This is a genomic window from Enterococcus crotali (assembly GCF_000633635.1).
GTDB lineage: Bacteria > Bacillota > Bacilli > Lactobacillales > Enterococcaceae > Enterococcus_L > Enterococcus_L crotali.
On the sequence record NZ_AYPQ01000007.1, the window covers coordinates 13,135 to 35,586 of the forward strand.

Below are 22,452 nucleotides of genomic sequence, written 5' to 3' on the forward strand. Positions count from 1 at the left end.
GAATTTTTAAAGTTTTTAAAAGCAGAAAAATACTTATTTTTTTTGTTTTTTAGATAAAATGGATTTTGCTTATTTTCTCATGAAATCCTCCTTTTTATAGAGATTATCAAAGTTTTCAGAGGTTAGTATAAAATATTGAAAAATTTTACTATAAAAGCATGATATAATTTACACAGAAGAAGTTTTTGTTAGATTAGAGGTGATAAACTATTATGATGCGAAGGGGAGAAATCTTTTATGCGAACCTCTCGCCTGTTGTTGGTTCAGAGCAAGGAGGGATTAGGCCAGTATTGATTATTCAAAATAACAAGGGGAACTTATTTAGTCCAACGTTGATCGTTGCACCAATCACTAGAAATGTAAATAAAAAAATGCAGCCGACACAGGTCAAGGTGGATATACCTCATGACGATCGAATGACACCGTCGTTGGTATTACTGGAACAGATCCGAACATTGGATAAAGAACGAATCCTTCACAAAATTTGTCAGTTACAAGAAGACGATATGTTGAAGGTCAACCAAGCACTGAAAATAAGTATTGGTATTCGTTGAATAAGGAGTAGTACATAGGTAAAGATATACATAAATATTCGTAAACAAAGGATTGAAATAATTAGGGTAATAAGTAGACCGAGCAATTCGCGAATATGCTTTTTGGATAATCAAAATGGACGAGCTAGGCTGAGATGAGGGTGTTTTTCACCGTTTGTCTCAGTCTATTTCAGTGTATAGAAATTAGACTGAGTGAGAAGAGGTACGGAACGATTTTTAGTTATCTGCTGTTGTATTATTTAGATATAGTGAGAGTTATGGTAAGAGAGTTTTTTGAATTTTTTAGAATTTATCGTTATAGTATAAAGGAAGGAGACGATATGGATGAAGACGATTCGGTATGGTATTTTAAGTACAGCGCAAATCGTGCCTCGCTTTGTGGCTGGAATCAAGCAAAGTAAAGTAGGAGAAGCTACGGCGATTGCTTCACGAAGTTTGGAAAAAGCAGAGCGAATGGCAAAGGAATTGGGGATTTCCAAAGCATATGGCAGTTATGAGGCATTGTGTAAAGATGAAGCTATAGATATTATCTATGTGGCTACCTATAACAAGGGACACTATGAAGCGGCGAAAATGGCTTTAACACATCAGAAACATGTTTTAGTTGAAAAGCCTTTTACTTTAGAAGTTTCACAAGCAGAAGAACTGTTTGAATTGGCAGAAAAAAAGGGTTGTTTCTTAATGGAAGCACAAAAATCTGTTTTTTTACCGATCAGCGAACAAGTAAAACATATCCTCCAGCAAAATAAAATCGGCGAGGTTCGTTGGATGCAATCGACGACCTCTTATCCAAATGTAGAGCATATCAGTTGGTTTCATTCATTAGAAGCAGGCGGGGGCACTTTGCGTGGTTCTGGCAGTTATCCAATTCAGTATATGCAATTTATGTTGGGCCATTCTATTGAAGAGTATAGTGGTAGCGTAACGAGAAACAAAGGTACAACAGATGATCAAGTGACTTTGGCTCTAAAGTTTCAAAATCAAGTGTTGGGGAATATTTTTATTTCCGTAAAAGTAGATATTCCAAGTAAAATGACGATTTATGGTGAGAAAGGCCGCATCGAAATTCCTTATTTTTGGAAAGCTAAGCAGGCGGTTGTTTACTATGCAGATGGTAGTCAAGAGGAGTTGCTGGGTGAATTTGCAAGTGAGTTTGTTTTTGAAGTGGATCATGTGAATGACTGTCTACAAGAACAGTTGATTGAAAGTCCGATTATGACAAAACAGATGACGCTAGACACTGTCCGCTTGGTAGAACAACTTTATACAAAATGGCTCAAAGCAGATAATATATAGAAGCAGTTGCAATCATAGGTTATCTGTGTTAAAGTAATTCTCATGCGACGAGTTGACTTAATCAGACAGCTTAGGCTGTTCCGTTTTGACGGCTAGTGATTAACAAAACAACAGAGGCACATATGTTAAATCATACCTACCGGATGTAGGCGTGTCGGATAAATATTTTTGTGGAGAAGATGTTATCTATTTATTTTTATAAATACTGTGGTAAAAAAGAAGACTTCGGTCTTCTTTTTTGCTGTGACAAGAGTTGGTGCAAAAACTATTTAATAATAGATAAATTTTGTTGCACTAAAAAAATCACTTGAAAACCCAGCATCTACGCATGGAAAATTTGGATGAAGCATTATAAAATAACGAATAAAGAAATTTAAATCGTTGAATAAAAATAGTATACTAAGAAAGTTGCACTTGTGTAAGTGCAACTTTTTTGTGTTGTTATGCAATAAAAATCAAGCTATAGTTCAAGTGTAAGGGAAAGAAAGTTGGTGAGTTTATGTCACTGCACTTATCAAAACGAGAAATAAAAATCTTGTTATTGCTTTTAGATTTAGAAGAAAGTGTTACTACAAAAGAATTGGCAGAAACGTTTCAAGTCAGCGTAAGAACGATCAAATATGATTTGGAGAATGTTCGTGATTGGTTTAAAGAACAGAATGTTTTACTGCAGACGCGCCGTAATAAAGGTATTTGGCTGGAACTACCTGATTCAGAACGATTGACCTTGAAAAATGAAATTATCGAGGTGGAGCGCTTTGAAACCTATCCTGATCAGGAGTTACGAGTAAATCAATTGATTTTCCGTTTATTGCTGGCACCTGATTGTTTAACTTCTCAGGAGTTGGCAGATGAAATCCAAGTTAGCAGAAATACAATTGTCAGTGATTTAGATCGTGTACAAGAGTTGATCCAGACGTATGGTCTTGTACTGAACAGGCAAAGTCGTCAAGGATTTTCAATCATAGGAGAAGAAAGTAAAATCCGCTTGTTGATGGAATACATCACACAAAAAGAAATAACAGAGTATGATATTTATCAAATTATGAGCTATTTTGTTCAATCTGGGCAACAGAAAAAAATGCAGGAAGTTCATGTTGGCGTCAATACGATCTTTCAAAAAATTTATCAAGTTGCGTTAAAAGAAATGACAAACCTTTTAGATCCTTCTTTATTTGATCAGTTTAATTATGCAGAAATTCTGTCGATCACATTACGAGTAGCGATCGCAACTTCTAGAATGCAGCTACACCATACTGTTGGTGGTTATAAAATGTTGACGAATCAAAATGTACTCCAGCAAAAACAAGAATTGCCCTTTCTATTGATGAAAAAGGTTTTCGACTTTTATGAGTTGCCACTTTTAGCAGATGAGTATTTCTATATTTATAGTGATGTGTTTGTAGCCAATAATCAGCAGGATATTGTTAGTTTGACTGAAGAGCTGATCAAGGACGTGTCAGAAGAACTCAAGTTTCCTTTTTACCGTGATCGGCAATTGTTTACCAATCTTTTTGCTCATTTATCTTTGCGATTAACAAAGAAACATCTTTTTATAAATGAATATAATCCGTTTGTTGATGACATCAAGGCCAAGTACCCACAATTATTTTCTGCAATCCAACTTGCTAGTCAAAGCGACATTGTAGGTTCGGCATTGTTGATTAACGATTCATTTATTGCTTATATTGCGCTGCACTTTTTAGTGGCTTACGAAAAAAATCAGCATGAAGTCAATGTAGTTCGGATCGTTTATGTATGTTCAACAGGGTTGGGTGTAACCAGCCTGATTGAACAGAAAATTCTAGAGGAAGTCGCTAATGTTGAGATTGCAGGTTTTGCTTCTGTTTTAAATGCGGTGGATACAATAGAGGAAAAGAATCCAGATTTGGTCTTAAGTATTTTTCCAATTGAAATCGTAAATCGACCGTTCGTAAAAGTGAATCCATTACCAACGGAATCTGATATTCATAGCATCCAAGAAGAAGTCAATAAAATTTTGACACATGCAAAAACTGGCAAGGGACCACGTTTGATCCCACGTCAGCAAATTAAAGAAAAACAAGGAATCGAAGTGGAAAGCCGAGATATTCTCGTACGAGCTTATGTGATTTATGAAGAATTGCTAAAGGCATTTGCCGAAAAATTGACACAAGAATATAAAGAAGCATTTTTGCTTCATGTGATGTTGATGGTCCATCGGATCACGTTTGATAGTCAATACGAAAATGAGGGAAATGTAGTCAAAGAAACCTTGTTGGCACAGCAAGAATTAGTGGAACAAATTGAACGGATTTTTGCTAAAAATGATTTAATGGTTAATCAAGCAGAAATTACTGCTTTATTGAATTATATAAGAGAGGAGGAGCACGCATGAAGTTGAATGACGATGCTCAAAAAATCATTGATGAAAGTTCAAATCAAGTTGAGTTGGAAGCATCACTGGAAAAAATCAGCACATTGTTAGTAGAACAGATGATTCAACCGACTGAGTTGCAATGGACGATTTTGATCAATCATGTCAATGAAATGATCAAACGCTCAATTGCTGGAGAAAAAATGTCAGGTGTTGATCCAATAATGTTTGAAGAAGTGTCTAAAGAGGCCTTAACAATTGCGGATCAAGTGGTTCAGCATATTGGTAATTTGCCGCAAGATGAAATGTATGTATTATCGATTCATTTTGAAGCGGCAAGACAAAACGAAGAATAAGCGAGAACAGCTAAATGAGCCTGTTCAGCTTTAAAAATTGGAGGAATTATGATGATAACAGTAGTAATCGCAGATCGTTTAGGAAAAGGACAAAATGTAGCAAAAGGAGTAGAAGCAGCGGGCGGCAAGGCTGTCGTTGTACCGGGAATGGGAGCAGATATGCGTTTAGGTGATGTGATGCAGCAAGAAAACGCAGACTTAGGCATTTCATTTTGTGGAAGTGGTGGAGCTGGGGCTTTAACAGCAGCAACAAAATATGGCTATCCAGAACGTCATGGTATGCGTTCGATCGATGAAGGAGTGACCGCTATCAATGATGGTAAAACAGTTTTAGGATTTGGGTTTATGGATCAAGAGGAACTAGGTAAGCGTATTGTTGAAGCGTATATGAAAAAGAACGGCTAATCATTGGAACTAGCTAGCTTTATAAGACTAGCACTACGCACTTAGGTGCTGGTCTTTGGGGAAAAGATAAAACAGGATGAGTTAACAAGTATCTCAATCGTTTTTCTTCTTTTCCAGTCAAAGCGGAATAAGCCTGTTCAGTTTTTTTAAAATAGGAAGGGGAAAACCAATGGAACAAGTAACCACTAAAAAACGTCAGATCATTCAAGTTGAAGGAACAGGGAAAGAGAAAAATCTGGCTTTTGCGAATGCGCTGAATCAAATTCATAATCGAGTATTAAAGGAAAAAGACGATGTGATCGTCCGGATCGAACCGTTGGATATTCAGATCGTAAAGGCTGAACAAGAAACCTATACTGAACGTTTTTTCTTTTTCTTTTTACCGCGTACGCGTGTGGATTATCGAGTATTGTTAGGCGTCGAAGTAGAAATTACCTTGATCGAGATGGAAACAATCCCGTTTGTAGAGAAAAAAGTTGCTGATCCAAATGGTCTTCCCATCCCTTTCGGAAAGAAAAAAAGAATGCATAAGGAGGTAAATTAAATGGATGTTTTAGTCGTTTTACTCAAGTCGTTACTGATTGGGGGATTAGTTGGGTTTGCAGCAGGAGCAGGAGCAGCGAGAATGTTTCATGCACCAAGTACACAAGGGTTAGGTGCTTTTAGAACCTTAGGGGAAATGAATGCTTGTGAAGGAGATGCGGCCAGTCACTTTTCATTTGGATTAGGTTTCTTCTTTAATGCTTGGGCTTCAACTGTTGGAGCTGGGGCATTTACACAAGATGTGGATCATCGAGTTATTCCCAACTGGGCTGCTGCAGCATTATTAGTAAAAAATAAAAATGTTGCTGAAACAATGCACAATCCTAAGAAAATGGGGATTTCAGGGGCTATTGTCGGAATGCTGGTCGTGGCTTTCTTGAATACAACAGCGTCCGCCATTCCAGAGTCATTACAAGTAACCGCAATCGCTGTTTTAGTGCCGGCTGCAAATTTATTAATCAATACAGTAATGCCGGTATTATTTTGGTTGGCGGCGATCGATGCTGGCAAGCGTTCTGGACTTTGGGCAACAATTTTCGGCGGTCTTGCAACGATGATCATGGGTAATGCTGTTCCCGGTGTTGTTTTAGGGATTTTGATTGGTAAAGGTGTCGATGAAATCGGTTGGAATAAAGTGACGAAAAGTATGATGGCTGCAATCATTTTATTATTTGTATTCAGTGCCTTTTTCCGTGGTTTCGATTTACAAATGATTGAAAGTTTCCGTTTACAAATTCCAGGTTGGCTGCAAAGTATGCATGATGTATTCAGTATTGGTAAATAATTGAAAAGAAAGCGAGGAAACTGCAATGGAAGAAACATTAGACTTACAAGAAAAAAAGAGTTTTTGGTTTGCTGACTGGTCATTTCCAATTTTAGTTGGTTTATTGTCGGCAGGAGTGTTTGCTGGAACACATATGTATATGGAGCATGGCGTGGGAGCCTTTAATGAAGTAGCAATCGTTGCCATGCTGAAGGCTGGGATGGACGGCGGCTCTTATGGTGCGGCCGCGGCATTTGGGGCAAGTTTCTTATTTGCTCGTATTTTAGAAGGCTCATTAGTCGGCATTCTAGATATTGGCGGCGCAATCTTAACGGGAGTAGGGATCGGAGTTCCAGCGATTCTTTTGAGTATGGGGATCTCAGCACCAGTTGAAAACTTCGGCCTTTCTTTATTAACTGGAATGGTTCTTGGGTTGATCATTGGCGGCATTATCATTATGATTCGTAAATTTACTATTAATCAGTCTAATTCTACATTTGGTGCAGACGTCATGATGGGAGCAGGTAACGCTTCTGGTCGTTTCTTAGGTCCGTTAATTATTATCAGTGCATGTGGAGCCTCTGCACCAATTGGGATCGGTTCAGTTATCGGTGCCGTGATTTTCTATGTGTGGAAAAAACCGATTGCTGGTGGTGCGATTTTAGGCGCAATGATCTTTGGTGCAATATTCCCGGTTGATTTACCTAGTTAAAATTCAATGAAGTTGCACTTTTCTTTTGAAAACCGTTTACATTATAATGTTACCATGTTATTATGAATGGGAAATAATTTGATTTTTTATTCATACTAATTTTTTGAACGGAGGACAATAGGAATGAATGGTTTTGTGCAATGGATGGAAGTAAAATTGATGCCGATTGCCAATAAATTTGGCTCTCAAAGACATATGACAGCGATTAGAAAGGGTCTTATCGCGACGATGCCTTTGACAATTGTGGGTGCTTTCTTTACAGTATTTCAGAATATCCCGATCGATGCTTATATGAAATTTATTGAGCCGTATCAAGCGGTGTTGGATATTCCGTCACGCTATACGATGGGGATTTTAGCTTTATATGCAACGTTTGGGATCGCTTCTTCTTTAGCGACAAGTTATAAGTTGGATTCACTGACTTGCGGGATCTTAGCTGTTATGGCATTTTTAGTCACAGCAGCACCGCCTACAAGAGTGTTTGAAGATGTGAAAGATGTGATTGGGGCAGGTCGTTACATCAATTTAGCAAACATTGGCTCAGCATCACTCTTTGGTGCAATCGTTACGGCGCTTGTTTCTGTAGAAATTTATCGTTTCTTTATTCAAAAAGATATTACGATCAAAATGCCTGATGGTGTTCCACCTGAAGTGTCTAATTCATTTATCGCATTGATTCCAGGCGCAGTGATTTTATTACTATTTTGGGTGATTCGTCACGTTATTGGCTTTGATTTAAATGGGTTCTTAAGTACATTATTGATGCCGTTGAAAGATACCTTGGCAGGAAATAGCTTATTTGGCGGACTGCTTACAGTCTTCTTGATTTGTTTCTTCTGGGTCTTAGGAATTCACGGACCAGCAATCATGGGTCCTGTTATCAGACCGTTTTGGGATATGTCGATTGCAGAAAATACACTTGCCTTTCAAGAAGGTGCGTCTGTTCATAATTTGCCAAATATTTTTACGGAACAATTTTTACAATGGTTTATCTGGATCGGCGGTGCCGGTACTACTTTAGCTTTAGTCGTTTTAATGATGTTTTCTAAATCAACATATCTGAAAAGTTTAGGCCGTTTGTCTTTCTTACCAGGATTATTCAATATCAATGAGCCAGTGATTTTTGGTACACCGATCGTAATGAACCCGATTTTAGGGATTCCATTTATCGTGGCACCTTTGATCACGACAACTTTTTCTTATTTCTTAACTGTCACAAATGTGATTCCGATGATGGCAGCGCGTTTACCATTTGCCATACCTGCGCCGATTGCGGCTTGGATGAGTACCAACTGGAGTGTTCCGGCAGCGTTATTGGTCTGTGTCAATTTCGCGATTACTTTGGCGATTTACTACCCGTTCTTCAAAGTATATGAAAAACAACAATTGGACAAAGAAGCAGAAGAATTAGCAGCTGAACAAAAAGCAAACGCTGCGGCTTAATCGAGAAAAGAAAGGGAGAGAGGAGAGGATGGGACAAAACAAAAAACAGTTTTGCACCATCCTTTGTTGACTAAGTGCTAGAAGCACTAAGAGTTGAAGGCTTCGAAAATAAGAGGACTTTGATGCTTTTGTCCCAACCTCTCTTTGGTGATGAAGGTCATGATCATTTGGTTCATCGTATTTTTTATTCTTAGTCAGGTAATGATTGAAAGAAAATGGCTGCCTACAAAATTTACGGATTTAAGATTGTTGCATCTATGTGTTACTTCGATCGGTTTGATTTTCTTATCGATCGTAATTGGAATTTTAGTTAGACAACCTTTATTCATAGTAGGAACTGTCACTATATTGTGCAGTTCAGTCATTTCTTGGAAGTACAGACATAAATTCGACCATATAAAGCGAGGGTAATAGGAATGAAAAGAGCATTAGGTGTATCTGTTTATCCAGATCATAGTGATATAGAAAAAGATAAAGCTTATTTAAAAAAAGCTAGTGAATGTGGATTTTCACGAATCTTTATGAGTATGCTAGAAGTAACAGAAGGCAAAGAAGTTGTAAAAGAGCGGTTCAAATCATTGATCTCATATGCAAAAAGCTTAGGCTATGAAACAATTTTGGATGTAGCACCAAATATTTTTGATGAGTTACAAATTTCATATGATGATTTGACCTTCTTTTATGAAACGGGTGCTGATGGAATTCGTTTAGATGTTGGGTTTGATGGCAATAAAGAAGCAAAATTAACGTTTAATCCATTTGATTTAGCAATCGAATTGAACATGAGTAATGATGTGGCTTATTTGGATAATATTTTAACTTATGAGGCCAATGTTCCGTTTCTTTATGGCTGTCATAATTTTTATCCACAAGAGGGGACGGCACTGCCGTATGATTTCTTTGAGCGTTGTAGCGTTCGTTTTAAAAAACATGGGATTCGGACAGCTGCTTTCATTAATTCTCAGACAGGCAAGATTGGTCCTTGGGACGTGAATGATGGATTGCCGACATTAGAAATGCATCGACATTTACCAGTGGATATCCAAACGAAGCATTTGTTTGCGACAGGTCTGATCGATGATGTGATCATTGGAAATGCTTATGCGTCAGATGAAGAATTAGAATTACTAGGGAACTTAAATCGTTATCAATTAGAATTTGCCGTTGAATTTACGAAAAACGCTAGTGAAGTTGAAAAGGCAATTACATTGACGGAGCAACACTTCCGCCGTGGCGATATCACAGATCAAGTTGTTCGTTCAACTGAAGTTCGTAAGAAGTATAAAGATGAAGAGAATCCAGCACATGACAATACACAAGAGTTTCAAATCGGTGATATTGTGATCGGCAATGATTCCTTTGGAAAATACAAAAATGAACTGCAAATTGTTTTACAGCCACATTCAGATGCCCGTAAAAATAAAGTGGGCCAAATAACAGAGAAAGAATTGTTGTTGTTGGATTTTGTAAAACCCTGGACGAAATTTAGATTTAAAGAAAAGTAGGGGATAAAATGAGTTACGACTTAATCATAAAAAATGGCAAAACCATTGAAGGTAAACCAATAGAAATAGCGATCAACGCTGGGAAAATAGCAAAAGTTGCAGATAAAATCGAAGCAGATAGTAAAGAGTTGATTGAACTAGCTGAGGATACCTATGTATCGGCTGGTTGGATTGATGATCATGTTCATTGCTTTGAAAAAATGACTTTATACTATGATTTTCCAGATGAAATTGGTGTCAAAAAAGGCGTAACAACAGTAATCGATGCAGGTACGACAGGTGCTGAAAACATCCATGAATTTTACGACCTAGCAAAACAAGCAAAAACCAACGTCTATGCGTTAGTGAATATTTCAAAATGGGGGATCGTTGAGCAAGACGAGCTGGCTGATTTAAGTAAGGTGAAAGAAGAGTTAGTTCACAAAGCGTTGACTGAACTACCTGATTTTGTCGTAGGAATCAAAGCGCGGATGAGTAAAACAGTGATCGGAGACAATGGGATCACTCCATTAACCATGGCTAAGAAAATTCAAAAAGAAAATCATGATTTACCTCTAATGGTACACATTGGTTCTGCGCCTCCAAAGCTAGATGAAATCCTAGCGCATATGACAAAGGGAGATGTTTTGACTCATTGTTTCAATGGAAAACCTAATGGTATTTTGGATCAATCAACAAATAAAATTAAAGAGTTTGCTTGGGCCGCATATAACAAAGGCGTTGTATTTGATATTGGTCATGGGACAGATAGCTTTAACTTTGATGTTGCTGAGACAGCTTTAGCAGAAGGAATGAAAGCAACGTCGATCAGTACAGATATTTATATCCGTAACCGTGAAAAAGGTCCCGTCCATGATTTAGCCACTACCATGGAAAAATTGCGTGTGGTAGGCTATAAGTGGTCTGAAATTATTGAAAAAGTAACCGCGGCACCTGCTGAAAATTTCCATTTTGAGACAAAAGGTCATTTAAAAGAAGGTTACGACGGAGACATCACGATCTTTACGATCCAAGCAGGTCAAAAGACATTGACTGATTCTAACGGATTTACCAGAGAAGCAACAGAATTGATCAAACCTGTAAAAACCATTATAGGAGGAACAGTTTATGACAATTAGTTATGAAAAATTCAATCTAAAAGAAGTCATCAATGCCTCAGGACGGATGACAATTTTAGGTGTTTCCAAGGTATCAGAAAATGTTTTAGCTGCTCAAAAATTTGGCGGTGAACATTTTTTTGAAATGAGTGAACTAAGTATTCAAACGGGCGCTTATTTAGCAAAATTATTAAATGTTGAAGATGCTCAAATCGTCTCATCTGCATCGGCTGGAATTGCCCAAAGTGTGGCAGCTTTGATCGGTGAAGGTTCGGTATATCATGCTTATCATCCGTATACAGATAAGATTAGCAAACGTGAAATCATTTTACCCAAAGGACATAATGTCGATTATGGCACACCAGTGGAAGTCATGGTGGAACAAGGCGGTGGTCATGTTGTAGAAGCAGGATATGCGAATATGTGCTCACCAGAACATATCGAAATGATGATCACAGACCAAACTGCCGCTATTTTGTACATCAAGAGTCATCATACGGTTCAAAAAAGTATGTTAAGTGTAGACGAGGCCGCAACTATAGCTCAAAAACACAAGCTACCATTGATTGTTGATGCTGCAGCAGAGGAAGATCTATTCAAGTACATCGAAGCAGGTGCAGATTTAGTGATTTATAGTGGTGCAAAGGCCATTGAAGGCCCTAGTGCAGGACTTGTGATTGGGAAAAAAGAGTACATTGAATGGATTCGTCTACAAGGAAAAGGCATTGGTCGTGCCATGAAAATCGGCAAGGACAACATTCTAGGCTTCACCCAAGCTGTAGAAGATTATGTGAGAAACGGCAGTGAAGCAGGCGATTCGATGCAAGCACGCTTAGCACCGTTTATTGAACGTTTGAATCAGATCCCAAACATCGAAGCTAAAATCGTGCAAGATGGAGCTGGAAGAGATATTTACCGCGCTAGTATCAACGTTAGTGGGAAAAAATCAGCTAAAGAAGTGATCCAAGAACTGAAAGCTGAAAGCCCCGCGATCTATACGCGTGAATACCAAGCAAACAACGGCATCATCGAATTCGATATCCGTTCTGTCAACGAAGAAGAAATGAATAAAATCGTGATTCGTTTAACCGAAATCATGAACTAAAAAACTAAAAGCAGGAGTGAATCAATCATGACATTAACACCAAATTATTTAGAAGACCGTATTTGCCTAAACGTCTTGGCCAACTCAGTAGAAAATGCGAAAGACTGTTATGAAGCAGCCGAAGGTCATATCGTTTTAGGTGTTTTATCTAAAAACTACTCAACCGATGAAGCGGCAATCGAAGATATGAAAAAATATGCAGCAGAAACCAACAATGCGTTATCTGTGGGCTTAGGTGCAGGTGATCCAAATCAAAGTCAAATGGTATCAAGAATTTCAAAAGAGTTGCAACCTCAACATGTCAACCAAGTTTTTACAGGTGTAGGCACCTCTCGTGCATTACTAGGTCAAGATGAAACGATCGTCAATGGTTTAGTCTCACCAACTGGTAAAGTCGGCATCGTCAATATTGCGACAGGTCCGTTAAGCTCACAAACACCAGCAGGCGAAGTGACGATCGAAACAGCCATTCGTTTATTACAAGACATGGGCGGCAGCTCGATAAAGTTCTTCCCAATGAAAGGCTTAGCACACATTGAAGAATACAAAGCAGTCGCTGAAGCTTGTGCTAAATATGATTTTTATCTAGAACCAACTGGCGGTATCGATTTAGAAAACTTTGAAGAAATCGTGCAAATTGCTGTGGATGCAGGCGTTAAAAAGATTATCCCTCATGTGTACAGTTCAATCATCGATTCTGAAACAGGCGATACAAGACCAGCAGATGTGAAAACACTACTTGGTATGATGAAAAATACATTGAAAAAATAAAAGCTGAGCGAACTCGCCCAGAGCTGACAGAAAAATAGGAAAATATGATTAAGGCGCTTTATGCCTTACTCAAGTTTTATCTTTTTTCCGAAGAGATAGTTCGTGAAGCTAGACAAATAAAAGCTGAGCGAACTCGTCCAGAGCTGACAGAAAAATAGGAAAATATGACTAAGGCGCTTTATGCCTTACTCATGTTTTATCTTTTTTCCGAAGGGTTAGTTCGTGAAGCTAGATAATAGGTAGGGATCATGATGAAAATTGCAGCTTTTGGTGAAATAATGATGCGTTTAACGCCACCGGAATATCTAATGTTGGAACAAACAAAGGAATTACGGTTAGATTTTACAGGTACAGGTGTAAATATTTTAAGTAATTTAGCTCATTTTGGCTGTCAAACAAGCTTAATCACGAATGTGCCGGATAATCGACTAGGCGAAGCTGCCAAAGCAAGCATTCGTCAGTTGGGGATTCAAGATCATTGGATTGGGAACGCTGGGGATCATATCGGCTCTTATTTCGCTGAAATGGGTTTTGGCCCAAGACCAACACAAGTAACGTACCAAAATCGCCGTAATAGCTCATTTGGTGTGAGTGATGCTAATAGCTATGATTTCGATGCATTTTTAGCTGAAACGGATTTAGTGCATATCTGTGGGATTTCATTGAGCTTAACTCAAGAAACACGAGATGCAGCATTTACTTTAGCTAAAAAAGCACATGCTATGGGAAAAAAAGTTTGCTTTGATTTTAATTTTCGCCCTAGTTTAAATGAAGCTAATGGTGTTTCGTTTATGAAAGAACAATATGAAAAAATGCTTCCATATTGTGATTTAGTGTTTGGTAGTCAGCGTGATTTAACGGATCTATTAGGAATGGTGCTTGATAGCGCATTGGATTCTTCTAAACAATTTGAAGAATTAGTTCATCGCTTTATGAAGCAATACCAAATCGAAGAATTCGCTGGAACGATTCGCCAAGGTGAAGGAGACAAACATTATTTGACGGGTTTTCTTTTTGATAAGGAAAATAGTGTAAAAGCAGCACCGCGGGAAATCGTTAATTTAGATCGAATCGGTGCAGGAGATGGCTATGCCGCTGGAATATTGCTTGGTTATAGCGAAGCTTGGTCGCTGCTGGAGACAGTTGAATTTGCCACAGCTAATGGTGTTTTGGCGCATACAATTCAAGGGGATGTGCCGCTTACAACACGCAAGCAAGTCAGACATATCATGGAGCAGCCGACAGTTGATTTGATTCGCTAAATGAAAGATTAGAATGAAAAAGTATAAATGCGTTTATACTACTTTCGTTCTAGTCTTTTTTTCATTATAATGAGTATAGGTAAGGAATTTAGCGTAACCATTTACGTGGCTCAGATTAATTGGTATGCTTAGGAAGTATCAGCTAGCATTTACATGTTATTTTATAGATAAAAGTCTGTTTACAGGAGGAGATCAACGTGACCGATGAAAATATTTGGAAAGCACTAGATGATGATGTTTTGAAAGATAGTATTCGAAAACGGCCAGGTATGTACATTGGTGGGATTGGTCCTACTGGTTTAGAAAGCATGCTACTACAAGTGCTAGACCATTTATTGCAGTTAGCAGTTGATCTAAAGCAGGCAGAACTATCAATCGAATTATCAGAAAAGCAATTTATTTTTTCCTTTTTCAGTAAAAAAGGATTTCTCTTAGATAAAAGTCCGGAAGAACAGTACACTCCCCCTTATCTTTTTCTTTCTGTCGTCAATGCTTTATCAGAGCAGTTGGGTTTTGGAGTAGAAAAATTAGGCAAGCGGACCATTCAGATCTATCAGAATGGTCAGTTGAACAAAAAAGCCTTGATTCCTTCAGAAGATGAAGGACAAAGAATTGAATTGGCCTTTACGCCAGATGAAACATTATTCGGCAATAAGCATTATCATACTTTATTTTATTTAACCGTTGTCAGGAATTGGCGCTGTTGAACAGCGGGTTGACGATTTCGCTGACAGATGGGAAAAAACAGAAAAATTATTTTCACTACGAGCAAGGACTGGTTGAATACATTTTCCAAAAAGATGATAGCATCACGCGAAACGGCCAGCCGTTAATCATTAATACAGTTAGTGAAGGCGTTACGATTCAAGCGGTGATTTCAAAAAATGGCTCTACTAGCATCAAAGATAGCTTTGTCAATGGACATTTACCAGCAGACGGCGGGACACATCTCGATGGGTTTATTCAAGGAACAGTCGATGCGATCAATCAGTTTTTAGAGGAAACAAACCGATTAAAATATCTAACGACCGATAATTTTTCTGAACGTTTTGACGTTGTTCTATCAATTAAAGTCAAACGCCCAAGGTACACTGGCGCTGTCAAAAAGAAAATCAGAAATCCTGAGCTGTATAAAATCGTTAAAGAAGCTGTATTTACTGATGTATCGATCTTTTTGAAACGACATCCGGCTTGGTATTTAAGCTAAGTATGCAGTGCTGAAAGGAAAAAACATGAAAATTTTTATTGATGGTGATGGTTCACCAGTTAAAGATAGTGCAATTGAAATCGCCCTTATGTATTCAATCGATGTTGTGATTGTCACAAGTATTGATCATTATTCGTTGAAAGAATATCCTGAACTGGTTTCTTTTGTTTATGTAGATAAAGGGGCTGACGCGGCTGATTATAAAATTGTTCAATTGATTAAAAACAATGACATTTTAGTGACGCAAGATTATGGATTAGCGTCCTTGGTTCTGCCAAAGGGTGTTCGAGTTTTGCATCAACTAGGTTATGAATATACAGGTGAAAATATGGACGGTTTGTTGGAGCAACGTTATTTTAGTGCAAAGGTTCGAAAAAGTGGCGGACGCACAAAAGGGCCAAAAGCCTTTACACAAGCAGATCGAGAAAAGTTTAAAGTAAAACTTGTTGAATTGATCGAAGCAACACGTTAGCCAATCTGTATCAATGATCGTTCTATAATAAGACATCCTTACTTGAATGTCTTATTTTTGTATTCAGCTGAGTAAATAAAAATAGTCATCAAGTTGGCTAGAATAGCATTACTAAAATTTTTTACCTTATTTCGTGATTTGTTTCTATTCGGACTAACGCTTTTATGCTAAAATATGAAAGAGCTATTTTGAATATCCCTGTTGGAGGCAATCATAAAAATTATCTAGCTTCAAGAGCTAACCTTTCGGGAAAAAGATAAATCCTGAATGTGAAAAGGGCATCACAGTCATGATTTCCTATTTTCCAGTCAAGGTTAAATGAGCTCTTTCAGCTTTAAAAATTAGGAGGAAAAGCATTTGAAGATTATTTTGCTATATGGTGGGAGAAGTGAAGAACATGATGTTTCTATATTATCTGCCTATTCCGTTTTAAATGCGATTTATTATAATTACTATCAAGTCCAGCTGGTCTTTATTAGTAAAGAAGGACAATGGGTCAAAGGCCCGATTTTGTCAGAGAAACCTGAAAGTAAGGACATTCTTAAGCTAACTTGGTCTGATGATGGGGAAATAGATAAATGGGGCGAATTTACTGGTAAATTGATCCAACCTTGTGATATTCAAGAAGAAGAAGCTATCGTTTTTCCGGTCTTACATGGGCCTAACGGTGAAGATGGCACGATCCAAGGCTTTTTAGAAACTATCGGGATGCCTTATGTGGGAGCCGGTGTCTTGGCAAGTGCTAATGCAATGGACAAGATCATGACAAAATATCTATTACAAACAGCAGGTATTCCTCAAGTGCCATTTGTACCAGTCTTAAAAAGTGATTGGAAAGAAAATCCTAAGAAAGTATTTGAGCAATGTGAAGGTTCATTGATTTATCCAGTCTTTGTCAAACCAGCTAATATGGGTTCTAGTGTTGGAATCAGCAAAGCTGAAAATCGTGAAGAGCTGCAACACGCTTTAGAAGAAGCCTACCGCTATGATTCTAGAGCGATCGTTGAACAAGGGATCGAAGCACGTGAAATCGAAGTAGCGATTTTAGGTAATGAGGACGTCAGAACAACATTACCAGGTGAGATTGTTAAAGATGTTGAATTTTATGATTACAATTCAAAATATATCGATAATCAAATTACGATGAAAATTCCAGCGGAAGTGCCGGAAGAAGTGCATCAAAAGGCACAGGAATTTGCTAAAAAAGCTTATACTATTTTAGATGGCAGTGGTTTAAGTCGTTGCGATTTCTTCTTAACTAGTAAAAATGAGTTGTTCTTAAATGAGCTAAATACAATGCCTGGTTTTACAGAATTTAGCATGTATCCATTATTATGGGAAAATATGGGCTTGAAATACAGCGATTTGATTGAAGAATTGATCCAATTAGCTTTAAATCGTTTCAAACAAAGACAAAGTTTTTACGAAAGATAAAACACTAAAAGGGAGGAGACAAAACGTAGCTGGTTTTGTTTCAGCCCTTTTATATATGATCTGTTGTTTAAAAGAGCTATAAGTTTAAAGCAAATTTAAGGAGAGAGACTGATGAAACTAACTTTTTGGGAAGTAGCCAAAGCAGTACAAGCCACAAATGATTGGAAACAGTGGACAGATTTTGAATTGACAGGTATCGAATTTGATAGCCGATTGATTACACCAAGGAATCTTTTTGTTCCGTTAAAAGGTGAAAATGATGGCCATTCGTTTATCAAAAGTGCCGTAGATAAAGGGGCACAAGCTGCGTTTTGGAGCTCAAAAAATGCGGCTCCCGAACAACTACCAATCTTACAAGTAGCGGATACGTTGAAAGCGATGCAAGACTTGGCTGTCTATTATCTAAAGAAAATGCAGCCAACAGTGATCGCAATTACTGGAAGCAATGGTAAAACAACAACGAAGGATATGACCGAAGCCGTTTTAGCTCAACAGTTTAAAACGTATAAAACCCAAGGAAATTACAATAACGACATTGGCTTGCCGTATACTATTTTACATATGCCAAATGATACAGAAAAGCTGATTTTAGAAATGGGGATGGATCATGCTGATGAGATTGATTTTTTATCGAAATTGGCTCAGCCAGAGGTAGCTGCAATTACAATGATCGGTGAGGCTCATATAGAAAATCTCGGATCAAGAGCAGGAATTGCACAAGCAAAGATGGAAATCACTTCAGGACTCACTGAAAATGGTTTGCTGATCATTCCAGCAGACGAACCTTTGCTCTTGCCTTTAATTAAGGAAGTGCCGCAAACAATCAAAACATTCGGCTTAGATCACGCGGACTGTAAAGCTACGATCATTGAAGCACAAAAAGAATATACAACATTTAAAATCAGTGGATCAGATACGTTGTTTACGATCCCAGTTCCAGGTAAATACAATGTTGGCAACGCCTTGATTGCAATTACTATTGGTCAATGGTTTAATCTTACGGAAGAAAAAATCCAAGCCGGGTTAGCTGATTTTCAATTAACTAAAAATCGGACTGAATGGCTAAGAACTAGCTCAGAGATCGAGCTTCTAAGTGATGTCTATAATGCCAATCCAACGGCAATGAATCTAGTACTGGATAGCTTCAGCCAGATGCCTACCCAAGGAAAACGAGTAGCGGTTTTAGGGGATATGCTTGAATTAGGTCCAGATTCAGCTAAGATGCATGCCTCTGTCAGTGAGCATTTAAACCCCTCTGAGGTCATAGAAGTTGTATTGTATGGAGAGCAGATGCAGGCTTTGTATGATGCACTAACGAAAAAATATCAAGAAAGTCATATTCACTACTTTAAAAAAGAAGAGAAAGAAAGCTTGATCCATACCATACAATCGATTCTAAAACCTAAAGATATGGTTGTTTTAAAAGCAAGTAATGGCATGGGTTTAAATGAAGTTGTTACGAAACTTCTCGAAATGTAGCGAGCTTTCATAAAACTTGCTGAAAATATAAAACTATGCTAAAATAACCTATTGCCGGAAGATCGAAGTAGATAAATCGAAAGTACCTATTGAAGATACTTTTCTATCATATAAAGATTAAAAAAGCTGAACGAACTCGTTTGGCTTTTCTAGTGCCTGTAGCTTCATAAGGTGGATTTTTCGGTAACACTAATGAGAAAATAAGCAAAACCTATGTTGAAAGGTTACTGATTCCATGAACATTTTCGAAGTTAGTGAAAGTCAAATCACCTGTAACATCATTTTTAGAAGAAAAAAATTTTCTTCTGCAACAAACACTATTTAGGAGGATATCATTTGAAATTTAAAGAACTAGGCTTAGAACCAGACTTATTGGCATCGATCGAGCGCTCAGGATTTGAAGAAGCAACACCAATCCAGGAGGAAACAATCCCTCTAGCATTACAAGGAAAAGACGTAATTGGACAAGCACAAACAGGAACTGGTAAAACAGCTGCTTTTGGTCTTCCAATGTTACAAAAAATCGATACATCAAAACGTATGTTACAAGGGATCGTTATTGCTCCAACTCGTGAGTTAGCAATCCAAACGCAAGAAGAATTATACCGTTTAGGCCGCGATAAAAAAATTCGTGTGCAAGCAGTATACGGCGGAGCAGACATTAGTCGCCAAATCCGTGGACTAAAAGAAAATCCACATGTGGTTGTCGGAACACCTGGACGTTTATTAGATCATATCAATCGTCGTACACTAAAACTAGATACAATTGAAACGTTAGTTTTAGATGAAGCAGATGAAATGTTGAACATGGGATTCTTAGAAGATATCGAAAAAATCATCTCTAAAATTCCGTCAACTCGTCAAACATTGCTATTTTCAGCAACAATGCCGCCAGCAATCAAAAACATTGGCGTGAAATTCATGAAAGAACCAGAACACGTGAAAATCAAAGCGAAAGAAATGACAGCTGATTTGATCGATCAATACTACGTACGCTCAAAAGATTTCGAAAAATTCGATATCATGACTCGTTTACTTGACGTTCAAACACCGGAGCTAACAATTGTTTTTGGTCGTACTAAACGTCGTGTAGATGAATTAGCACGCGGCCTAGAAGCACGCGGATACAAAGCTGAAGGAATTCATGGTGATTTATCACAGCAAAAACGTATGAGCGTTTTACGTTCATTCAAGAGCGGTAACTTAGATATTTTAGTTGCAACAGACGTAGCAGCTCGTGGACTAGATATTTCAGGTGTTACACACGTATATAACTACGATATCCCACAAGATCCAGAAAGCTATGTTCACCGTATCGGCCGTACTGGTCGTGCTGGTAAAGGCGGAATGTCAGTGACTTTCGTTACACCAAACGAAATGGGCTACTTGCATGTCATCGAAGAATTAACGAAAAAACGCATGACACCATTACGTCCACCAAGTGAACAAGAAGCGTTCAAAGGACAATTAGGAGCAGCGCTTGAAACGGTTGAAGAAAAATTAGCAGAAAATGGTCTAGAAAATTACTTACCTTCTGCTGAAAGTCTTTTAGAAAAATATTCTGCTGAAGATTTAGCAGCATTATTACTAAAAACAATTTCCAAAGACCCATCAGATGCTGTACCAGTGAAAATTACACCGGAACGTCCATTACCATCAAATAAAAAAGGCTTCAATAAAAATAATCGCAGCGGTGGCGGTGGAAATAGCCGTAACCGTAATAAAAACGGTGGCGGCGGTTACCGTGGCAACAAAAATAACAAAGGTACTGGAGCTGGCGGCAGTGGAAACGGCGGCGGTTACAATAAGAGCAAAGACAATCGTTCAGCAAAACGTCACAACGATAAAAAACGTAGCTTTGTTATTAGAGACAACTCAAATTAATAAATCTATAGATAGTAGCAATGAAAAGTAATTGGTTTTCGTTTTACTAATAATTGGATTTTAAGAGGGGAAACAAAGCTTTTATGCTTTGTTTTCCCTTCTTTTATTAATTTTTACATTATTATGTGGAAAAATTGTTAAAATTTGATAGAATAAGAGTAATTTATAAAATAAAGGAGAGGGCTTGAAAGAATGATCAAAGGAATTGGTATAGACATGGTAGAACTTTTAAGAATCGAAAAAATTATCAACAATAAGCCTTCTTTTATCCAACGGGTTCTCACCAATGATGAATATGTCCTTTTTCAACAATTACCGCATAAACGTCAAGTTGAGTTTTTAGCCGGACGTTTTGCTTGTAAGGAAGCATTCTCTAAGGCATGGGGCACTGGAATCGGCAGTGTGGGATTACAGGATATCGAAATCCTAAAAGAAGCCAGCGGAGCGCCTAAGGTGACAAAATCTCCACATGAAGGCACGGTATTTGTTTCAATTTCACACACGGATACTTTTGCAGTTGCACAAATTATTTTAGAAGTTGATTAAAAAGCTATGGAATAAAGGTTGAAACGAAAGCTGTCGTTCAGCGTTTACTAGAATTTATACGATGTGAAAGGTAAACTTCGATAGCAAAATTATTTCCGTTTCGATCATAAAAGAAAGAAGGACACAATACATATGGCAGTAGGATGGCATCGTCCCACAAAATTAGTGATCGATACACAGGCGATTAAAGAGAATGTTTACAATGAGGTCAAACGAATGCCGCAAGGGACAGAATTATTTGCGGTAGTCAAAGCGAATGGATATGGACATGGAGCTGTTCAAACGGCTAAGGCGGCCATTCAGGGAGGTGCTACTGGCTTTTGTGTAGCAATCTTAGATGAAGCAATAGAACTACGTGAAGCCGGCATTACAGAGCCGATACTCATTTTGAGTGTTGTAGATGTTTCTTACATAGATTTGCTGCTGAAATACGATTTATCCGTCACAGTAGCAACACAGGAATGGCTGGAACAAGCAATCGAGCAGATGAAGCATATAGAGATACAAACACCATTGAAAATACATATAAAAGTCGATACAGGTATGGGACGCATTGGTTTTACTACACCGATGGCTGTAAAACAAATCGTTGAATTGGTACAATCAACCGAATCACTTTTTTGGGAAGGCTTATTCACTCATTTTGCTACAGCTGATGAAAAAGATACAAGCTATTTTGAAAAACAAGCACAGCGTTTTAAGGAAGTCTTAGCAGTACTTTTTGAGTTGCCAAAATATGTTCACGTCAGCAATAGTGCAACAGCGCTTTGGCATCCTGAAAATGTGGGGAATATGATTCGATTTGGTATAGCAATGTATGGATTAAATCCATCGGGACAAGTATTGCCTGAGGTGTATCCGTTAAAACCTGCACTTAGCCTAGTATCTGAATTGATTCAGGTCAAAGAACTTTCAGCTGGTGAAGGAATTGGTTATGGAAATACGTATACGACAGGTAGAAATGAATGGGTCGGCACTGTACCAATTGGTTATGCAGATGGCTGGTTGCGGCATTTACAAGGTTTTTCAGTCTTAGTAAATGGTAAGAAATGCGAAATTATCGGGAGAATCTGTATGGATCAATGCATGATTCGCTTACCGGAACAAATGACAATAGGAACACGCGTCACACTGATCGGACAGGATCATGGGGAAAATATCACAATGCAGATGGTGGCAGATAAATTAGAGACGATCCACTATGAAGTAGCATGTACGTTTTCTGAACGTATGCCAAGGGAATACAAATAGAATAGGAGGTT

Annotated in this window: 22 protein-coding genes; all 22 read left to right on the forward strand. The window is 38.0% G+C overall.

The features are described from left to right. Positions 1 to 212: 212 nt before the first annotated feature. The 22 genes from V192_RS0115000 to alr all read left to right on the forward strand — a co-directional run bounded on the left by V192_RS0115000 (position 213) and on the right by alr (position 22,441). A complete protein-coding gene (locus tag V192_RS0115000; RefSeq protein WP_025873157.1) occupies positions 213 to 554 on the forward strand; it encodes a type II toxin-antitoxin system PemK/MazF family toxin in 342 nt (113 codons plus the stop codon). A 324-nt stretch (positions 555 to 878) separates the two neighbouring features. Next, positions 879 to 1,850 carry a Gfo/Idh/MocA family protein gene (locus tag V192_RS0115005; RefSeq protein WP_025873158.1) on the forward strand — a complete coding sequence of 324 codons (972 nt, stop codon included), beginning with the start codon at positions 879 to 881 and terminating at the stop codon, positions 1,848 to 1,850. A 499-nt stretch (positions 1,851 to 2,349) separates the two neighbouring features. Beyond that, positions 2,350 to 4,227, forward strand: a complete 1,878-nt coding sequence (locus V192_RS0115010) for a BglG family transcription antiterminator (RefSeq protein ID WP_035011491.1) — start codon at positions 2,350 to 2,352, stop codon at positions 4,225 to 4,227. Beyond that, positions 4,224 to 4,562 carry a PRD domain-containing protein gene (locus V192_RS0115015; RefSeq protein WP_025873160.1) on the forward strand — a complete coding sequence of 113 codons (339 nt, stop codon included), beginning with the start codon at positions 4,224 to 4,226 and terminating at the stop codon, positions 4,560 to 4,562. Before V192_RS0115010 ends, V192_RS0115015 begins: the two co-directional genes overlap by 4 nt. A gap of 51 nt (positions 4,563 to 4,613) precedes the next feature. After that, positions 4,614 to 4,967 (forward strand): glycine-rich SFCGS family protein, encoded by a 354-nt coding sequence (locus V192_RS0115020; protein ID WP_010771052.1) that lies wholly within the window; start codon positions 4,614 to 4,616, stop codon positions 4,965 to 4,967. 169 nt (positions 4,968 to 5,136) lie between these two features. Next, positions 5,137 to 5,511 carry a DUF4312 family protein gene (locus tag V192_RS0115025; RefSeq protein WP_025873161.1) on the forward strand — a complete coding sequence of 125 codons (375 nt, stop codon included), beginning with the start codon at positions 5,137 to 5,139 and terminating at the stop codon, positions 5,509 to 5,511. Further along, entirely contained in the window at positions 5,512 to 6,294 is a 783-nt protein-coding gene (locus tag V192_RS0115030) for a DUF4311 domain-containing protein (RefSeq protein ID WP_025873162.1), read from the forward strand. Positions 6,295 to 6,319: 25 nt separating this feature from the next. Further along, positions 6,320 to 6,985 carry a DUF4310 family protein gene (locus V192_RS0115035; RefSeq protein WP_025873163.1) on the forward strand — a complete coding sequence of 222 codons (666 nt, stop codon included), beginning with the start codon at positions 6,320 to 6,322 and terminating at the stop codon, positions 6,983 to 6,985. 123 nt (positions 6,986 to 7,108) lie between these two features. After that, positions 7,109 to 8,428: a PTS sugar transporter subunit IIC gene (locus V192_RS0115040; protein ID WP_025873164.1), complete on the forward strand. Its 1,320-nt coding sequence runs from the start codon at positions 7,109 to 7,111 to the stop codon at positions 8,426 to 8,428. Between the two features lie 416 nt (positions 8,429 to 8,844). Then, positions 8,845 to 9,933 carry a DUF871 domain-containing protein gene (locus V192_RS0115045; protein WP_025873165.1) on the forward strand — a complete coding sequence of 363 codons (1,089 nt, stop codon included), beginning with the start codon at positions 8,845 to 8,847 and terminating at the stop codon, positions 9,931 to 9,933. Between the two features lie 8 nt (positions 9,934 to 9,941). Next, entirely contained in the window at positions 9,942 to 11,051 is a 1,110-nt protein-coding gene (locus tag V192_RS0115050) for an amidohydrolase/deacetylase family metallohydrolase (RefSeq protein WP_025873166.1), read from the forward strand. After that, positions 11,041 to 12,135 carry a DgaE family pyridoxal phosphate-dependent ammonia lyase gene (locus V192_RS0115055; protein WP_025873167.1) on the forward strand — a complete coding sequence of 365 codons (1,095 nt, stop codon included), beginning with the start codon at positions 11,041 to 11,043 and terminating at the stop codon, positions 12,133 to 12,135. The genes V192_RS0115050 and V192_RS0115055 overlap by 11 nt, the downstream gene beginning before the upstream one ends. Before the next feature lie 27 nt (positions 12,136 to 12,162). Beyond that, positions 12,163 to 12,906, forward strand: a complete 744-nt coding sequence (gene dagF, locus V192_RS0115060; RefSeq protein WP_025873168.1) for a 2-dehydro-3-deoxy-phosphogluconate aldolase — start codon at positions 12,163 to 12,165, stop codon at positions 12,904 to 12,906. A gap of 251 nt (positions 12,907 to 13,157) precedes the next feature. Then, positions 13,158 to 14,168: a sugar kinase gene (locus V192_RS0115065; RefSeq protein ID WP_025873169.1), complete on the forward strand. Its 1,011-nt coding sequence runs from the start codon at positions 13,158 to 13,160 to the stop codon at positions 14,166 to 14,168. A 197-nt stretch (positions 14,169 to 14,365) separates the two neighbouring features. Continuing rightward, the gene (locus V192_RS22395; RefSeq protein ID WP_239644703.1) at positions 14,366 to 14,875 is read left to right on the forward strand and encodes a DNA topoisomerase IV subunit B family protein; all 510 of its coding nucleotides are present in this window, start codon (positions 14,366 to 14,368) and stop codon (positions 14,873 to 14,875) included. Beyond that, complete coding sequence (locus V192_RS22400; protein ID WP_239644704.1) at positions 14,872 to 15,375, forward strand: hypothetical protein; 504 nt, start codon at positions 14,872 to 14,874, stop codon at positions 15,373 to 15,375. The genes V192_RS22395 and V192_RS22400 overlap by 4 nt, the downstream gene beginning before the upstream one ends. A gap of 25 nt (positions 15,376 to 15,400) precedes the next feature. Continuing rightward, positions 15,401 to 15,847, forward strand: a complete 447-nt coding sequence (locus V192_RS0115075) for a YaiI/YqxD family protein (RefSeq protein ID WP_025873170.1) — start codon at positions 15,401 to 15,403, stop codon at positions 15,845 to 15,847. A 357-nt stretch (positions 15,848 to 16,204) separates the two neighbouring features. Continuing rightward, complete coding sequence (locus V192_RS0115080; RefSeq protein ID WP_025873171.1) at positions 16,205 to 17,281, forward strand: D-alanine--D-alanine ligase; 1,077 nt, start codon at positions 16,205 to 16,207, stop codon at positions 17,279 to 17,281. Between the two features lie 111 nt (positions 17,282 to 17,392). Continuing rightward, on the forward strand, positions 17,393 to 18,760 hold the full coding sequence (locus V192_RS0115085) for a UDP-N-acetylmuramoyl-tripeptide--D-alanyl-D-alanine ligase (RefSeq protein ID WP_025873172.1): 1,368 nt from the start codon (positions 17,393 to 17,395) through the stop codon (positions 18,758 to 18,760). A gap of 336 nt (positions 18,761 to 19,096) precedes the next feature. Beyond that, on the forward strand, positions 19,097 to 20,644 hold the full coding sequence (gene cshA, locus V192_RS0115090; protein WP_025873173.1) for a degradosome RNA helicase CshA: 1,548 nt from the start codon (positions 19,097 to 19,099) through the stop codon (positions 20,642 to 20,644). Between the two features lie 192 nt (positions 20,645 to 20,836). Beyond that, positions 20,837 to 21,190, forward strand: coding sequence for a holo-ACP synthase (gene acpS / locus V192_RS0115095; protein WP_025873174.1), 354 nt, complete (start codon positions 20,837 to 20,839; stop codon positions 21,188 to 21,190). A 132-nt stretch (positions 21,191 to 21,322) separates the two neighbouring features. Continuing rightward, positions 21,323 to 22,441: an alanine racemase gene (gene alr, locus V192_RS0115100; protein WP_025873175.1), complete on the forward strand. Its 1,119-nt coding sequence runs from the start codon at positions 21,323 to 21,325 to the stop codon at positions 22,439 to 22,441. Positions 22,442 to 22,452 lie beyond the last annotated feature (11 nt).

Excerpts from the sequence above, each read along its gene's own strand:
- V192_RS0115000 (WP_025873157.1), top strand. The coding sequence starts at position 213 with ATGATGCGAAGGGGAGAAATCTTTTATGCGAACCTCTCGCCTGTTGTT.
- V192_RS0115005 (WP_025873158.1), top strand. The coding sequence starts at position 879 with ATGAAGACGATTCGGTATGGTATTTTAAGTACAGCGCAAATCGTGCCT.
- V192_RS0115010 (WP_035011491.1), top strand. The coding sequence starts at position 2,350 with ATGTCACTGCACTTATCAAAACGAGAAATAAAAATCTTGTTATTGCTT.
- V192_RS0115015 (WP_025873160.1), top strand. The coding sequence starts at position 4,224 with ATGAAGTTGAATGACGATGCTCAAAAAATCATTGATGAAAGTTCAAAT.
- V192_RS0115020 (WP_010771052.1), top strand. The coding sequence starts at position 4,614 with ATGATAACAGTAGTAATCGCAGATCGTTTAGGAAAAGGACAAAATGTA.
- V192_RS0115025 (WP_025873161.1), top strand. The coding sequence starts at position 5,137 with ATGGAACAAGTAACCACTAAAAAACGTCAGATCATTCAAGTTGAAGGA.
- V192_RS0115030 (WP_025873162.1), top strand. The coding sequence starts at position 5,512 with ATGGATGTTTTAGTCGTTTTACTCAAGTCGTTACTGATTGGGGGATTA.
- V192_RS0115035 (WP_025873163.1), top strand. The coding sequence starts at position 6,320 with ATGGAAGAAACATTAGACTTACAAGAAAAAAAGAGTTTTTGGTTTGCT.
- V192_RS0115040 (WP_025873164.1), top strand. The coding sequence starts at position 7,109 with ATGAATGGTTTTGTGCAATGGATGGAAGTAAAATTGATGCCGATTGCC.
- V192_RS0115045 (WP_025873165.1), top strand. The coding sequence starts at position 8,845 with ATGAAAAGAGCATTAGGTGTATCTGTTTATCCAGATCATAGTGATATA.
- V192_RS0115050 (WP_025873166.1), top strand. The coding sequence starts at position 9,942 with ATGAGTTACGACTTAATCATAAAAAATGGCAAAACCATTGAAGGTAAA.
- V192_RS0115055 (WP_025873167.1), top strand. The coding sequence starts at position 11,041 with ATGACAATTAGTTATGAAAAATTCAATCTAAAAGAAGTCATCAATGCC.
- dagF (WP_025873168.1), top strand. The coding sequence starts at position 12,163 with ATGACATTAACACCAAATTATTTAGAAGACCGTATTTGCCTAAACGTC.
- V192_RS0115065 (WP_025873169.1), top strand. The coding sequence starts at position 13,158 with ATGAAAATTGCAGCTTTTGGTGAAATAATGATGCGTTTAACGCCACCG.
- V192_RS0115075 (WP_025873170.1), top strand. The coding sequence starts at position 15,401 with ATGAAAATTTTTATTGATGGTGATGGTTCACCAGTTAAAGATAGTGCA.
- V192_RS0115085 (WP_025873172.1), top strand. The coding sequence starts at position 17,393 with ATGAAACTAACTTTTTGGGAAGTAGCCAAAGCAGTACAAGCCACAAAT.
- acpS (WP_025873174.1), top strand. The coding sequence starts at position 20,837 with ATGATCAAAGGAATTGGTATAGACATGGTAGAACTTTTAAGAATCGAA.
- alr (WP_025873175.1), top strand. The coding sequence starts at position 21,323 with ATGGCAGTAGGATGGCATCGTCCCACAAAATTAGTGATCGATACACAG.